The organism is Vibrio sp. (genome assembly GCF_038138445.1).
Classification (GTDB): Bacteria; Pseudomonadota; Gammaproteobacteria; order Enterobacterales; family Vibrionaceae; genus Vibrio.
Genome location: NZ_JAYQDQ010000092.1, coordinates 1 through 15,505, shown reverse-complemented (window position 1 = coordinate 15,505; position 15,505 = coordinate 1). Strand labels below are relative to the sequence as shown.

At 43.1% G+C, this 15,505-nt stretch carries 15 protein-coding genes and 1 pseudogene; 8 read left to right on the top strand and 8 right to left on the bottom strand.

Annotated features, from left to right (window positions below):
• Positions 1–638: HAD-IIB family hydrolase (locus tag AAFM34_RS17695; RefSeq protein ID WP_341665095.1), on the top strand; the 638-nt coding region annotated here is incomplete at its 5' end.
• A 13-nt stretch (positions 639–651) separates the two neighbouring features.
• On the opposite strand, the gene AAFM34_RS17690 is transcribed toward AAFM34_RS17695, so the two are convergent.
• On the bottom strand, positions 652–1,119 hold the full coding sequence (locus tag AAFM34_RS17690; RefSeq protein ID WP_341665093.1) for an EVE domain-containing protein: 468 nt from the start codon (positions 1,117–1,119) through the stop codon (positions 652–654).
• 38 nt (positions 1,120–1,157) lie between these two features.
• Here AAFM34_RS17690 and AAFM34_RS17685 point away from each other — a divergent pair, with 38 nt between their 5' ends.
• Positions 1,158–2,675: a hypothetical protein gene (locus tag AAFM34_RS17685; protein WP_341665091.1), complete on the top strand. Its 1,518-nt coding sequence runs from the start codon at positions 1,158–1,160 to the stop codon at positions 2,673–2,675.
• A 1-nt stretch (position 2,676) separates the two neighbouring features.
• The gene (locus AAFM34_RS17680; protein WP_341665089.1) at positions 2,677–3,267 is read left to right on the top strand and encodes a DTW domain-containing protein; all 591 of its coding nucleotides are present in this window, start codon (positions 2,677–2,679) and stop codon (positions 3,265–3,267) included.
• Positions 3,268–3,324: 57 nt separating this feature from the next.
• Here AAFM34_RS17680 and yigB read toward each other — a convergent pair whose 3' ends face one another.
• The 6 genes and pseudogenes from yigB to AAFM34_RS17650 all read right to left on the bottom strand — a co-directional run bounded on the left by yigB (position 3,325) and on the right by AAFM34_RS17650 (position 8,026).
• Positions 3,325–4,059, bottom strand: a complete 735-nt coding sequence (gene yigB, locus AAFM34_RS17675; RefSeq protein ID WP_341665097.1) for a 5-amino-6-(5-phospho-D-ribitylamino)uracil phosphatase YigB — start codon at positions 4,057–4,059, stop codon at positions 3,325–3,327.
• Complete coding sequence (xerC, locus tag AAFM34_RS17670; RefSeq protein WP_341665087.1) at positions 4,059–4,988, bottom strand: tyrosine recombinase XerC; 930 nt, start codon at positions 4,986–4,988, stop codon at positions 4,059–4,061. Before xerC ends, yigB begins: the two co-directional genes overlap by 1 nt.
• Positions 4,960–5,664 carry a DUF484 family protein gene (locus AAFM34_RS17665; RefSeq protein WP_341665085.1) on the bottom strand — a complete coding sequence of 235 codons (705 nt, stop codon included), beginning with the start codon at positions 5,662–5,664 and terminating at the stop codon, positions 4,960–4,962. Before AAFM34_RS17665 ends, xerC begins: the two co-directional genes overlap by 29 nt.
• Before the next feature lie 26 nt (positions 5,665–5,690).
• On the bottom strand, positions 5,691–6,521 hold the full coding sequence (gene dapF, locus AAFM34_RS17660; RefSeq protein ID WP_341665083.1) for a diaminopimelate epimerase: 831 nt from the start codon (positions 6,519–6,521) through the stop codon (positions 5,691–5,693).
• Between the two features lie 9 nt (positions 6,522–6,530).
• Positions 6,531–7,784 carry a diaminopimelate decarboxylase gene (gene lysA, locus AAFM34_RS17655; protein WP_341665081.1) on the bottom strand — a complete coding sequence of 418 codons (1,254 nt, stop codon included), beginning with the start codon at positions 7,782–7,784 and terminating at the stop codon, positions 6,531–6,533.
• 24 nt (positions 7,785–7,808) lie between these two features.
• Positions 7,809–8,026: pseudogene (locus tag AAFM34_RS17650) on the bottom strand (lipoprotein).
• Between AAFM34_RS17650 and cyaY the strand changes: the two are divergent.
• Complete coding sequence (cyaY, locus tag AAFM34_RS17645) at positions 8,006–8,320, top strand: iron donor protein CyaY (protein WP_341665079.1); 315 nt, start codon at positions 8,006–8,008, stop codon at positions 8,318–8,320. The pseudogene AAFM34_RS17650 and the gene cyaY sit on opposite strands and share 21 nt — an antisense overlap.
• A 53-nt stretch (positions 8,321–8,373) precedes the next feature.
• Here cyaY and AAFM34_RS17640 read toward each other — a convergent pair whose 3' ends face one another.
• A complete protein-coding gene (locus AAFM34_RS17640) occupies positions 8,374–10,902 on the bottom strand; it encodes a class I adenylate cyclase (protein WP_341665077.1) in 2,529 nt (842 codons plus the stop codon).
• A gap of 335 nt (positions 10,903–11,237) precedes the next feature.
• On the opposite strand from AAFM34_RS17640, the gene hemC reads away from it, so the two are divergent.
• From hemC to AAFM34_RS17620, 4 genes are read left to right on the top strand one after another with little or no spacing between them, the layout of a single operon-like run.
• Positions 11,238–12,176, top strand: coding sequence for a hydroxymethylbilane synthase (gene hemC / locus AAFM34_RS17635; protein WP_341665075.1), 939 nt, complete (start codon positions 11,238–11,240; stop codon positions 12,174–12,176).
• 4 nt (positions 12,177–12,180) lie between these two features.
• Complete coding sequence (locus AAFM34_RS17630) at positions 12,181–12,903, top strand: uroporphyrinogen-III synthase (protein WP_341665073.1); 723 nt, start codon at positions 12,181–12,183, stop codon at positions 12,901–12,903.
• Positions 12,904–12,919: 16 nt separating this feature from the next.
• On the top strand, positions 12,920–14,083 hold the full coding sequence (locus tag AAFM34_RS17625) for a uroporphyrinogen-III C-methyltransferase (protein ID WP_341665071.1): 1,164 nt from the start codon (positions 12,920–12,922) through the stop codon (positions 14,081–14,083).
• Positions 14,083–15,261, top strand: a complete 1,179-nt coding sequence (locus AAFM34_RS17620; RefSeq protein WP_341665069.1) for a heme biosynthesis HemY N-terminal domain-containing protein — start codon at positions 14,083–14,085, stop codon at positions 15,259–15,261. The genes AAFM34_RS17625 and AAFM34_RS17620 overlap by 1 nt, the downstream gene beginning before the upstream one ends.
• Positions 15,262–15,505: the final 244 nt, after the last annotated feature.

Below are 15,505 nucleotides of genomic sequence, written 5' to 3'. Positions count from 1 at the left end.
TAGGGATACCAGCTTACATGATCACGTCTAACGGTGCTCGAGTTCATGATAAAGACGACAACCTCATGTACAGTAATAACATACCGTCAGATTTGGTCCAACCTGTAATAGATTTAGTGCGTCAAGACCCTGATATTTTTATTAACATTTATCAAGACGAAACTTGGTTATTAAACCGTAAAGATGAAATGACCGCAGTCTTTCATAGTGAGTCTGATTTTAATGTTGAAATGTTTGACTCTCATGCTGCGCCAACGGCAGGGATCGCTAAAATTTTCTTTACTCATCCGAATAAAGATCATGAACATTTAGTTCAATTTGAAAACTTGTTAAATGATAAATTTGCAGGAAAACTCAATGTTGCCTTTTCAACGCCATGGTGTCTTGAAGTAATGGCAGCTGAAGTTTCTAAAGGGGAAGCTCTTAACGTTATCGCCACATCTCTTGGCTTAACACTTGAAAACTGCATTGCATTTGGCGATGGCATGAATGATGTAGAAATGCTGACAATGGCAGGTAAAGGGCTTGTAATGGAAACGGCGCATGACAAAGTAAAAAACGCTCTTCCAGATAACGAAGTGATAGGCAGCAACGCTAATGATGCGGTTGCCCATTACCTGCATACCCATCTTTTCTAAAGCAAACCTTTAACTACAACGAAGCTCCTGCTTCTTTTTCGAGTATCGCCTGCCATTCATCTTCACTGACCGGCATGACTGACAGGCGGCTGCCGCGTTTCACTAACGGCATGTTTTCAAGCTCTGGCATTGCTTTCATCACAGATAAAGGGATCACGCGCTGCGTTTTTCTCACAAACTCAATATCCACCATAAACCAGCGAGGGTTGTCGGCTGAAGACTTAGCATCAAAATAGTCACTCACTGGGTCAAAGGCGAAATGATCCGGGTAGGATTCTCTTATAACTTTAGCAATACCAGCTATACCAACGTGTTTGCAAGACGAATGATAAATCAATACCAGATCACCAACTTTCACCTCGTCTCTAAGCATATTGCGAGCTTGATAATTTCGAACACCTTCCCAGCAGGAGGTAACTTGTGTACGAAGTGTGTCAATAGAGAAAGTGTCTGGTTCAGTTTTGAATAACCAATATGCCATAATGGGGTCCGAATGATTTATTACGAGGAAGATATACCATGAAGGCGTTAAAAAACCCAGTGGTGGCCACAGCTGTTTTACTACTTCAGGCCTGTTCAAGTTTCCAGTCTAACCAAGCCAGCGCTCCACTTGCTACACTCAGTAACCCTTCATCCATTCAGCCTCAGTCATTTGTCATCCGAGGAGAGGTCGTTTTAGGTAATGAGGTCCGCTCAATTGTACCCTGTGGCAGTAAACAGCAGTACTGGCTAGATATGCCAGAAGACAGATTTCAACAAGGACAAAAGCTAGCCCCCTCCCCATACGCACCCTTATATGGAGAAATGATAGGTCACTTGGAGACAGCAGATAAAAAAGGCATTGATGGCAACTATTCTGCTCGCTTCGTTGTTGAACAGATCAACCTTTTGACGGCAGAAAACCCCAAACGCTGTAATCAACCCGCTCAGCCAACAAAAGCCTTCGGTAATGAACCCTTTTGGTCAGTAGAATTTAAGCAAAGCTCACTACTTTTTAATCAAATGGGCTATCCAAAACAAGAATTCGATTTACAATCAAGCAAGCTTCAACAAGAACGTCGCCGATACACGTTCAGCAATGGACACCTAGAGCTCAACCAACAAAGCTGTACAGATACCATGAGTGACAGCCTATATGGCTGGAGCGCATCACTCAGTCTTAGTGATAAAAACTATCGAGGGTGTGCCACACTTTCCAATCAAGATCCCTCATTAAACTGGGCAGCGATTTATCAGGCCAAATCGACCAAAAACTCGGCCTTTAGTGTTAGCCTGACATTAAATCCAGACCATACTGCTAGCACCACATACAGCTACCAAAATGGCGGTGAAGACACGGTAGAAAAAGGGTTTTGGCAGCAGCTAAACAACCAACAAATCCAAGTGGTCAGTACTCATTTACAAGGTCAGGTGTTACGCTCTGAGCGCATCTACACTCAATTTGAATCCGGCCAACTAAAAGCAACACAAGAAAAAGTGGGAACTGTGGTATACGATATTGCTGACGGAGGCTTAAACCTCTACAAATCAGCAAACATAGACTCAGAAAAACCTACTGTATCAGACAGCAACAAAATATTTTCAAGTGCTGAGTTCAATCCTAAAGTGGACCACGCATTACGTTCTTACTTTACCAAGACCAATCAGGACGCTGCCGACACACGTTATCGCTGGCTTACGTATGATTTGAATAATGATGGGCAGGAAGAGCTGTTAGTCCAATTAGATTGGTGTGGTTCAGGTGGCTGTACCATGTTGATTTTTAGTAACAGTAATAGAGAGTGGCAGTTCAATAGCCGCATCACGTTAGTGCAAACGCCATTAAACTTAGGCACTAACAGTCATCATAACTGGCGAGATCTCGTGATGTTTGTTAGTGGCGGCGGAGCCATTCCCAATCAGCACACATTAAAGTTTGATGGGAGCCAATATCCGCTTAACCCAAGTAATGCGCCTGTTGCTAACTATCAAGAGATAAGCCCAATACAGCTTTTTGCTGATGGTCTAACGCCTCATCAAGGAGGGATCAGACTGTAACATGTCTACTGCTTGTAACCTATGTCGACTAAAATACAATTGCGTATGTGAGCACTTGCCATCAATTGAAACTAGTGCACACATTGCAATTCTGATGCATGAAAATGAGCAATCGCGAGAGACTAATACAGGGCGCTGGCTACTTCAATCCATTCAGGCAACGAGTCGGCATATTTGGCAAAGAAACAAGCCATGCTCTAAGCTCATGTCTTTAATATCAGACCCTAGCTACCAAGCCTTTTTACTTTTCCCAGCACAAGAAAGCCTATTGGTAAGCGGGGCCATAAAACTTAGCGAGGAGCAAGGTAACAAGCCACTTTTTATCATCATTGACAGCACATGGCAGGAAGCAAAAAAAATATTACGTAAAAGCCCATGGCTCGCAGAATTACCAAAGGTCAGTCTGCAAACAAGTTCAGCTTCAAACTACCAACTTCGCCGTAATCAAGAACTTGGCCACTTATGCACTCTAGAAGTAGGAGCTGAAATTGTTCAATCGCTCGGTGATAAAGGCTCTGCCGAAAAGCTGCGCTTATTTCTTGACCACTACAGCAAGGTATTTCATGCAGATAAGAGCGGTCATCAGTTCTAATCTACCCAGTTCATTTCAAATAGGGAAAACAGTAGCCACAACAACTTTGAAAGATAACTAATCAGTGTTTATATTACCAACTAATGACTCAAGCTCAATCAAGCTAGACACCTCGATATCGGGTAAAACCCGAGCACACGGATGCTTACTAAGCTGTGCAGATTGGTCGTTGAACCAGCAGGTTTGCAGTCCGCAATCTTTAGCACCCTTCACATCACTCAGCAGATGGTCTCCAACATGCAATATCTTAACAGGTGGTAGCTGGAGATACTCGGTGGCTTTATCAAACATTTGTCGATGAGGTTTTGCGCACCCATCTCGCCCAGCCTTCAGTACCAAAGAGAAATAGTCCGCCAAGCCAATACGCTCAACATCGACATTACCATTAGTGATCGCCACTAAAGGGATTTGTTTGGCTAAGGCTTGCAGAACTCGATGAGTTTGCTGAGGCACCTCAAAGTCACTCCTTAAGTAACGCACTTGCTCCATAGCCTCGTCTGCTGCCTGCTGAGCTTGCTGCTCTTCATACCCTAAACGGTATAAACCAAGTTCAATCTGCTTATAGCGCCACAAGGATAGATCATTGGCTAACCAAGCATCTTGCCTAACTAACTCTTTTTTCAACTGTCGCCACCAGCTCATAGGTTGAGTTGCTGATATAGGATGATGTTTATGTAACCATGAGACAAATTCAGTTTCTAGACGCCTGATGACAGGGCGATTATCGTACAAGGTATCATCCAAATCGAAAGTCATAGCGTCGATTGCGGATAATGGACGAAAGAACCTCATCATTTTTCCTCTTTTTTCTTCGCTCTGGGATGCGCTTTATCGTACACATCAGCCAAATGCTGAAAGTCGAGATGAGTATATATTTGAGTGGTAGAAATATTCTCATGCCCTAAAAGCTCCTGAACTGCTCTCAAGTTCTGGCTTGACTCTAGCATATGAGTTGCAAAGGAGTGGCGCAGCTTATGTGGGCTGATATGACTCGCCACTGACTGCTTTTGCCCCCATTCAGCTAAACGTTTTTGTACACTACGATGAGAAATTCTTCCCCCGAGCTTAGACACAAATAGGGCTGGCTCATCAGCATTAGCGATGCTAGCGCGAACCTTAAGCCATTTTGTTACCCATTCTTTTGCCATACCTGAAAAAGGGACTTTACGCTCCTTGTCTCCTTTACCGACTACACGAATTTCACCAGAAGATAAGCTTAGATGACGAACATCGATACTCACTGTCTCCGCCAATCGCAGCCCTGAACCATACATTAGCTCCATCAAAGCGCGATCTCGAATGGCTAATGGATCATCTTCATTCACTTCAAGTAGCTGATTTACTTCATCAACATCAAGATTCTTTGGCAAGGTTCTTTGTTTACGCGGCGCAGAGACACCTTTTGCTGGATTAGCAGTGAGTTGGCCGCGCAAGATTAAAAAATCAAAAAAACTACGCAATGATGATAATCGTGTTGCAAGGCTACTCGCCTTCATTCCATCGCGCATACCCTTGCTGGCAAGCTGTCGAACCCATGCAGAGTCAACCTGAGACCAATCTTTTAAGCCCATCGTGACCAAATGCCCTGCCATAGTCTCTAGTTGTTGTTTGTAGTTACGCTGGGTGTGTAGGCTCAGTCCTTTTTCACTTCTCAAATATTCATAGAAACGATTCAATGGATTTTGTAAGTCACTAGGAAGAGGAATGGTTGGTGGCTTCATAGGCCTCATTTTTCCATGGTAAGGTGTAAATCAAATGAGACAAAACAAGCGCTAGGTGCCTCAGAAACAAAGTATCCATATTCGGTTGGAAATGCCCGCCATCACAACTTGAGAAGGCGAGAATTCCCTGAAGTGACTGCTTCTTTAGGGGCAAAATAACATAAGAACCCATTTCAGGAGCCTGTATGCCATCCCCGAGCAGCCTAGTTCGATCAGCTCTACGCAACCGCCCTAAGTAAGCACTTTTACCATTCAAATGGCTAGTGGCGAAACCTTGATATTCCGCTTTGTTAAGAGAATAGTGTGTTGAGGGTACGTCTAACAAACGGAAGTAAGCGACTAATCCCATCAACTTTGCTGTATCTTCAACAGCCTCAATAACAGACTTCACGCAGTCACACTTTAGAATCTGTTCTTCAAGTGCCATAAACTCGTGGAAGGTACGGTCATTACTTTTTGCCAACGACATCAAAGCCGTAATTTCTTCTTCCAATTCTTCAATACGTTGCCTTTGCCTTTGCATTTGCAAATGAGCCAGAGAAACAGTACCACTTTCATTGTGGGGTAAGACTAGCCTGTCTATTAAGTCGACTCGACCAGTAAAAAACTCAGGGTGGTCTCGCAGATAATCAGCAACAACCTCCGCTGTTAGTGCTTCCAGCTCAACTTGTGACACATTGACTCCCTTATCAGATTATTCTTTTAACAGCTTAGCTGACCATCAAACACATGGCAGGCAGGACCTGTCATAAACAGCGGTTTACCCGGACCTTGCCAGCTAATTTTTAATGAACCACCCGGTAAGTTCACTTTCACTGTTTCATCAAGTAAGGATTGAACCACCCCCACTGCCACAGCGCCACATGCACCACTACCACATGCTTGAGTCTCTCCCGCACCGCGCTCAAATACTCTGAGGTTAACCTCATTGCGACTCACTATCTGCATAAACCCTGCATTGACTCGCTCTGGAAAACGCTCATGTGACTCTAATAGAGGCCCAAGAGTGTCAACATCAGCAGTCTGGGTATCATCCACTACTGTCACAACATGCGGATTTCCCATACTGACCGCACCACAAAACAAGGTGTGTTCATCAGCGCGTAAGATGTAGGTCTTCTCAACCTGCTTGGCTTTAAAAGGGATTTTACTTGGTTCAAACTCCGGCACGCCCATGTTCACCGTGACTTGGTCATCATCCTCAATATGGAGAATCATTTTCCCTTTTTTAGTACTGACACTAATGCTGAACTTATTAGTTAGGCCTTTCATTCGTACAAATCGGGCAAAGCATCGAGCACCATTACCACATTGTTCAACTTCACTCCCATCAGCATTAAAGATCCGATAGTGAAAGTCAGTTTCTGGGTCATAGGGTGCTTCAACAACTAAAAGCTGATCAAAACCCACCCCGGTATGACGATCCGCCAAACGGCGAATCAAATCAGGGGAAAAGAAAATGTTTTGGGTAATACAATCGACAACCATAAAGTCATTACCCAAACCATGCATTTTAGAAAAATGGAAATGCATATGATCAAATCACTCCGCAAGAATGTTCTCTAGTGCCCACAAGCTCGATAATTCTTCACGCTGACGTACTAAGTGTACTCTATCACCATCAACCATAACCTCAGCAGCGCGAGCTCGAGTATTATAGTTGGAAGACATCACAAAACCGTATGCCCCGGCAGACCGTACAGCCAACAAGTCGTTTTCTTCGATAACTAATGATCTGTCTTTACCGAGAAAATCGCCTGTTTCACAAATAGGCCCAACCAAGTCATAGGTGATAGCAGCTCCTTCTTTTGGCACGACAGGTACAATATCTTGCCACGCTTGATATAACGCAGGACGCATCAAGTCGTTCATCGCGGCATCGATGATGGCAAAGTTTTTATGCTCAGTGTGTTTAAGAAATTCAATCTTAGTCAGCAAAACCCCTGCATTTGCCGCTATGGCACGGCCTGGCTCAAATATAAGTTCGAGGTCTTGATGGTTCTCTAATCTTCCTAACAGTGCCTTAGCATAATCTGAAGGCTGAGGTGGTAATTCGTCACGGTAAATGACCCCTAAGCCACCACCAACATCCAGATGCTTGATATTTACACCCTGAGTCTTAAGATCATCGATTAGAGCTAACAGGCGGTCGGTCGCATCAATAAAAGGCTCGATGTCGGTGAGCTGTGAACCAATATGACAATCAATCCCTTGTATGTCCAAATGCTCAAGGCCTTGAGCAAATTTATATACAGCAGGAGCTTTATCAAAAGCTATCCCGAACTTGTTGTCACGTAGTCCAGTTGAAATGTATGGATGAGTATTCGCATCCACATCAGGATTGATACGCAGAGAAATAGGCGCTTTCAGCCCCAACTTGCCAGCAACTTGGTTTAACCTTTCAAGCTCCGGTTCAGACTCAACATTGAAACATTTAATGCCAAGCTTTAAAGCTTGTTCCATCTCTTGTGCCGTTTTACCCACACCAGAAAATACTACCTTGCTAGGTTCACCACCTGCGGCAATGACACGCTCTAATTCACCACCTGATACAATATCAAACCCAGAACCCAGGCGCGCTAGTGCATTCAGAACACCTAAATTAGAATTCGCTTTAACAGCGTAGCAAACTAAGTGAGGGTGCTCCCCGACCGATTTATCAAACGCATTCCAGTGGCGTTCAAGTGTCGCACGTGAGTACACGTATAAAGGAGTCCCATATTGTTCTGCTAACTGAGTTAGAGGTACATCTTCGGCCCATAGCTGGCCATCATCCTGATAGTTAAAGTAATCCAAAATGCGATCCCTTGTGAAAAATAGTTATTGTTGTGAAGGCTGCTCATTTTGAGACGCATCTTCAGGCATATATAGAGGTCCAGTCTGACCACAAGCGGTCAAACCAAGAAGGGTTAAAACAAATAAAGCAACGAGTGATTTTTTCATGCCTTGTATCGTGATTAATCTTTCAATGCCCCCTATAATCGCACCACATTCTAGAAAAGCAATAGGGTAACAAGATGAACGATACTGAATTTCATCAGTTGGTAGATATTCAAATGCAGATCATCGAAGAAATGATTGATGATTCAGGTGCAGATATTGACTATGAAACCTCAGGTAATGTGATGACTCTAGAATTCGAAGACCGAAGCCAAATCATCATAAACCGCCAAGAACCAATGAAAGAAATATGGATAGCATCTAAATCCGGAGGCTTTCATTTCGCTTTGGTCGATGCACAATGGACATGTTCGAAGACTGGGGTAGAGCTAATCAGCATGGTAAAGCAAGAATGTGAGAAACACTGCAACGAAGAAATAGATTGGGCATAATGGCTCAAGCTATGTTGGCGCCTCGAACAACTATTGGGGTGACCAACAGACTGTTAAGCATTCACCGCTTTATCAGATTTAGAGTAGTTAGCACCATCATTACGATAAGGTTCAATATAAGGCTCACCTTCTGTAGGGTGAACAATTTGATAGTATTGAGGCAGATTAAAGTTAATCAATTGGTTAGGCAGTTGGTTGTCGTCTTTTATTGATGTATAAAAACTATTAACGCTGGCAATCATCTCATCCTTCATACCACTGAACTGATGGTAAACCTCGACACGATTCGCTTCATCTAACACGTAAATGTTAAAGCCCTGTTCACTATCTTCAAAGAAGAACTGAATTAGGCCTTCACTTGCGTAACAATCCACAATTTGCGGGAGCTGGAACTCCTGCTCTTTGTCCAACATTAATAACGGAGAGCCTTTAAGCTTACTAATTGAGATGCTTCGATAAAAATCTACTGAATTCTCAAGAACCTGAACTGATACCCCACGACGCTCAAAAAACAGCCCGTAGGTTTGCTGAGCAATTTTCAACGCTTTAAAACGACGACGTTTTTCCTGCTCAATCGGCTTTAGACGTAAATCTATACATTCAGCCAGCAACTGATAAACCATATTGCGCATAACCCCACGCAAATTTTTGCTGTAACAGAACACATCCACAGATTCAGGAGGAATAGCATCTTGGTGCATCTTGCCCAAAATCGTTTTCAGCGCATCCAGCATGGCCGTTTCACCTCTAAAATGCAGGGTGCGGACTTCATGCCATGAATTGCGATATACTAGGTCAACACTACCAACAAGGCTGATTTGCTGATCTGTAAAGCTGAAGATATCGGTAGTTTTCAAATCAACTTTTAGTGAACGCCCACTAAGCTCACTGGTAGGGTCTTCTTCAAAATTGATGAACATAGCTAACTGACTAATTTCGCATGGGCTTGCCAAAGCTTGCATGGTTGGCCTACGTTTGCGCAATGAAAACGTGTTACGAAGATCGCTAACCATTTGGTAAAACTTATCAATATCAAGATGCGCATCTCGAACTACAGAGTGCAGACGAGTCGATTCCGTTATCAAGCCATTAAAGAAAGACCAAGCAACTAATTTACTGAGGTATTCATTGTGTTCCAAAAATGGCTGACCTATGATTCTCTCTGCTTTTAGCGGTTGTTTGTATAAATACCAACCTGCTTTGTTTGTTCGCCCCGGCTGCACCTCAATAAAACTCAAATCAGGTTCATGTAGATCAGGAGATATCTGAGGGTTAAGCAAGGTTACTTTACCAGGAAGAACTTCAAAAGCGGCATAGAGCTTGCGAGCCAATATACTGATATCTTGTGGGCTTATCGCCGAGGTAATCTCATTTCGACGCGCAAATTGTATTAAATTTCTATAACTTAACATCAGCGCATCAAGCAAGGCGTGATGTACTACTTTGACCTGTTCTACTTTCCAGTTGCGCCGATCGTCAAGCTCCGACAGCACTGCTTCATCCCATTGCCACTTATCAATCATGTCGCTTAGCGATTCACGACGCCAAGCCACCGAACCCACCCCTGGTTCACGTGAAAGCTTTTCGTGCGTTTTAAGGTAGAAGCAACGCCTTACGAGATCTAGTCTGGCATGATCATCGATGCGCTCTAGGTATCGTGTTACCTTTTCCAGCATCAAATAATAAGCATCCATTCCATATAGATCAGGCTTATGAGCAAAAAAGCGACGTTTAGTATCGATACTAAGGAGCTGAGTATTCGGATACTCCCAAGAATAAGCCTCGAGTAAAATAGCCTTTAATACTGACTTGTAGGGCGAATCAATGCTCTTATATAACTGCCACAAATTTGAACCAAAATATTCCTCTGCAGGAATTCGATTTAACTGTCCAAAATCAATCCAATGAGCGCAATCAATAATGCCTTGTCGATATAAATCTTGGACGTACTCATCATAACATTCCTCCATTTCTGGAGGCACAATTTGCCAGAGTAACCTTTGTCCAGCCAAACGAACAGCTGACCGATAAAACTCATCAAGTAGCAAAAGGTGTTGAGAGGAACCACAGTTGTCACCCGTCATTTCTTCTGAATGGTTGGTTCGAAAACGCTTCTCATCCATCACAAAGAAATTTGCCTCCACACCTTGGTTCTGAGCCCACTCTGTGATTAATAGACATTTATTAGATAAGCTCTCTCTATCTTCACAGCTCATCTCTGGAGAAACGCAAACCCAGATATCCAAATCACTGGAAGTACTTTGGCCGATAGACGAAGTGCTTCCCATGGTATACAAAGCCAAAATAGCGGGACGAGCACATGTCTCCAATGATTGACCAGTGGTGAGTTCAGTATCTTCGATAAATTGCTGTTGAACCGCATTAAACTCGAGACCAAATACCCCAAATGGGACATCTGCATCGTAATAACCGGGGATGGAAGTATGATTGAAATGAAGGAGCGCTGGAATTAAATGAAAAACATGCTGGCCTTGAATACCCATAAGAGCGAGAGCGCGCTCAATACGCTGCTGGTTTAAATTGTCTAATCTCTGGATAAGCGTCTTTGTGTAAGCCTGCAAGGTAAAATCCTTGTAAATTCCTAACGGTGCCTTGACGACAAAGTATTCGAAAGCACTAACAAAACGTGATCAATTTAACACTTTTATTGCCGTTGGTAAAGAAAGGTATGACCACATTAACATTGTTTTGTTAATCAATATGCTCGCGTCATAGTGTGGTACGTATCTCTCATTAGTAACAATAGCTCAATATACAAATGAGATCAAAGTCACACTATTTTGAATATTATATGCTAGGCAGAAATGAATCAACCAACGCCAAGATCTAGCAGTAAGATTTTTTACTATAGAGTGGTAGGATTAGAGCATCGATAGTTCAAACCAAATAAACCAATATGATTCAATCAACCCCAATTCGGATTGCTACACGGAAAAGCCCCCTTGCACTATGGCAAGCACACTATGTAAAAGAAGCGCTACAAGCAGCGCACCCAGGATTGAAGGTTGAGCTCATCACTATGGTCACCAAAGGTGATGTCATTTTAGACACTCCCCTAGCAAAAGTTGGGGGGAAAGGTCTATTTGTCAAAGAACTTGAAGTGGCCATGTTAGAAGGTCGTGCCGACCTAGCCGTTCACTCAATGAAAGACGTACCGGTTGATTTTCCGCAAGGTTTAGGCTTAGTTACAATTTGCGAACGCGACGATGCTAGAGATGCGTTTGTATCCAATCAGTACGATAATATCGATCAACTCCCTCAAGGAGCGGTTGTCGGCACCTGTAGTTTGCGTAGGCAGTGCCAACTCAAAGAATATCGCCCTGATATAGTGATCAAAGAACTCCGAGGCAATGTAGGCACCCGACTAAACAAGCTCGACGCCAACGAATATGACGCCATTATTCTTGCAGCCGCTGGTCTGAAACGCCTGAATTTGGAACAACGCATACGTAGCTTTATAGAACCAGAGCAATCTTTACCTGCGGTAGGTCAAGGAGCTATTGGAATCGAGTGTCGTCTTGACGATGAACACCTAATAAAACTTCTTGAACCGCTCAATCACAAAGCCACCTATGACAAAGTTATATGCGAGCGTGCAATGAACTTAACACTAGAAGGCGGTTGCCAAGTACCAATCGGTAGCTACTCTGTTTTGCAAGGAGATGAGCTATGGCTCAGAGCCTTAGTAGGAGAACCAGATGGTTCTAAAATCGTACGAGGTGAAATTCGAGGTTCTCGGAATGAAGCAGAAACACTTGGTATAACGCTCGCCCATCAGCTACTTGATAATGGTGCTCGCGACATACTAACTAGACTGTACGAGAAACAAGACTAATCCGATGGCAGTACTGATTACTCGCCCAGGTGAACAAGGCCAAGCGCTATGCCAACAATTAAATACTGCAGGTATTAGCGCCTTCTATTTACCTTTACTAAAGATAACATCTGGAAAGGACTTCTCTTACGCTAAGAAAGAGCTGACCAATGTCGATATAATCATAGCTATTAGCCCAAATGCCGTCACCTTCACTCAACAAGCACTCGATGGTGCCTGGCCATACAAGGCAACCTATATTGCGGTTGGTCAAAAAACAGCACATACATTGAGTAAACATAGTCAACAAAACGTACACTACCCTGACGTAGCAGATAGCGAGCATTTACTTCAGCTTAAACAACTCAGGCAGGTAGAACACAAGAAAGTTGTTATTCTGCGCGGTAATGGAGGCCGTGAGTTAATTCATAGCACATTACTCGATCGAGGAGCGCAAGTGAGTTATCTCGAAATCTACCGAAGAGAAGACATCACTTTCGATGCTGATACTGAAATAGCTCGCTGGAAAAACAATCGCATCAAGCAAATCGTGATTACCAGTTCAGGCCAGCTTAATCACTTTGTATCACAACTGACTCAAACGCAAAAAAGTTGGGTGTTTACGTTGCAGCTTTTCGTTCCAAGTCAACGAATTGCAAAAGAGGCTCAGCTGTTGGGTTTTCTTGATGTGATCACTACAGGCAGCGCTTCTAATAGGGACTTACTGGCTGTACTCAAGCCAAAATAGAACAGGAACATATGTAATGACAAGTAAAAATAAAAACAACTCGATTGAATCTGAAGCAGACATTACAGCACAAGATAAGGCGCATGAATCAATAAAAGATATCTCACAAGCGCCTAATCAAGAAATCAAAAAAGAGCGCGGACATAATGAAACAGCTCGTTATTCAACAAAACTTGGATTGATTGCGATAGCCCTGTCCTTAGTATTGCCAAGTGGTGTTGCCTATCACTCTTATAAACAAAGCAATCAATACCAAATACAAATCAGCGCCCTACAAGCTCAATTGCAACAAGCGAAAGCATCCATAGAGCAGGAATTAAATTCCAACCAAGAAGCAACAAACTCTAAACTAGAAAACGCCTCACAAAGCACAGAAACCCGCCTTGCTCAGCAACAAAGAAGCATTAATAGCTTGCAACTGGCTTTGTCTGATGTAAAAGGCCGACGCCCAAACGATTGGTTGCTCGCTGAAGCGGATTACTTAGTGAAGCTAGCTGGTCGAAAGCTATTTCTCGAGCATGACGCGATAAGTGCGACTGAACTGATGGAAAGTGCAGACCAGCGGATCGCGACGCTAAGTGATCCTAGCTTGGTCCCACTACGTCAATCCATGGCAAATGACATCATGGCACTAAAGTCTATTCCTATCATAGATAAAGATGGACTTGTGCTTAGGCTCACTTCGTTGCAGCAGCAGGTAGATAACTTGCCACTGGCTAATGCCATTCTTCCTGAGACTCAAGAAAATGAGCAGCCTAGTGTCTCAACGGACATCCATGACTGGAAATCGAATTTACTAACGTCGCTTAAGGACTTCTCGCAAAACTTCATTACATTTCGCACGCGAGATGGTAGTGCGATACCACTGCTCTCACCACAGCAGCACTTATATCTGAGAGAAAATATCAAAGCCAAACTCGAGACTGCAATCAAAGCAGTTTACATTGGGCAACAAAGCATCTACTCAACAGCGCTCACCACCGCTGACACTTGGTCCAGCACGTATTTCAACCAAGAATCAAATGTAGTTACTGAGTTTAACCGTGCTCTAACTCTTCTAAGTAAACAAAATATTCATGTAGATTACCCAGTTAAACTTGAAGCACAGCAAGTTTTATCTGATGTTATCCGAGACCGCCTTCGTCGAGATGTAACAACACTAATCACGGAGGATAAATAATGTTTAGGCTAGCATTTCTGTTTGTTGTTTTAGGCTTGGGGCTATTCATAGGCACCCAATATGCGGGCCAGCAAGGCTATGTGCTGATCTCGGTTGCAAATAAAACCATAGAGATGAGCGCAACAACCTTGATAGTGTTATCGCTATTTGGGGTGGCCATTTTATTTGGCTTAGAGTTCATAGTAAAAAAAGCTTTTTATGCGAGCTCTTTAACTTGGAACTATTTTTCGGTGCGAAAAGTAAGGAAAGCTCGACGCCATACCAATGAGGGCATTATCAAGCTTCTCGAAGGAGACTTTAGATCAGCGGAGAAACAGGTCACTCGCCAAGCGAACCATCATGACATGCCTTTGCTGTGTTATCTGGTCGCATCTGAAGCCGCTCATGGTTTGGGAGACAAACTAAAACGAGACCAATACTTAGAGCTTGCTTCTCAACAAGACAACTCTGAGCTAGCCGTTGCTCTTACGCGTGCAAAGCAACAGGTCGCTGAAAAAGATTATACTGCAGCGTTCGATACCTTGTCTGAATTAAAATCCAACCAACCAAATAATCAAGTTGCCCTTACATTACTTAAAAGTATCCATACAGAGCTAAAAATGTGGCAGCCATTACTTGATAGTCTACCTATTCTGGAAAAGAATAAAATAATCTCCAAAGAAGAACGTACATTACTCAATCGCCAAGCTCAATGCGGCTTATTGAAGCAAATTACAGAGCAACAAGGTAGTGATGGAGTATCAACATACTGGAATAACTTACCGCGCAAGTTAAAAACGGATACCCATCTTGTCGAATGCTTTGCTAAACAACTCATGGCCCGCAAGTCAGATACGAATGCCTTTACAGTAATAAAAGAGCATTTGAAGAAATACCCTAGCTCTAGCTTATATGAACTATTGCCGGATATGAACCTAGCGGATCCTCACCCAATCACTGCTTTTCTTGAGAGTATTTTAAGAAAGGACGATAGCAACGCTTCTGCTCATAGTGCATTAGCTCGCTTCCATTTAAGAAAAGGCGATTGGGCTGATGCCCAAAATCACTTAGAGAAAGCGCTGTCAATTCGCTCCAGCCTTGCAGATTATGCCTGCCTAGCTGATGCATTAGAGAAACAAAACATGACAGTAGCAGCACGTGAAGTGTCTAAAAAAGCGCTTACATTAGTACAAGCGTAACCACCCTCATTTAATCTAATCAAGTCGGCTATTTAGCCGGCTTTTTTATACTTGACTAAAATACTGATTTAGTTTGATAAGCACATTTACCGATAAATCGAGAGGTATTATTTAAAGGGAATATAATCAGAAGTTTCTAGTCAGGATATAACAATAGGACATTGAAGGAAGACAGAACGGCATAGAAACAAGAAAACCCCAGCATTGCTGCTGGGGTTTAGAAGAAGAGTGGCGGAGCGGACGG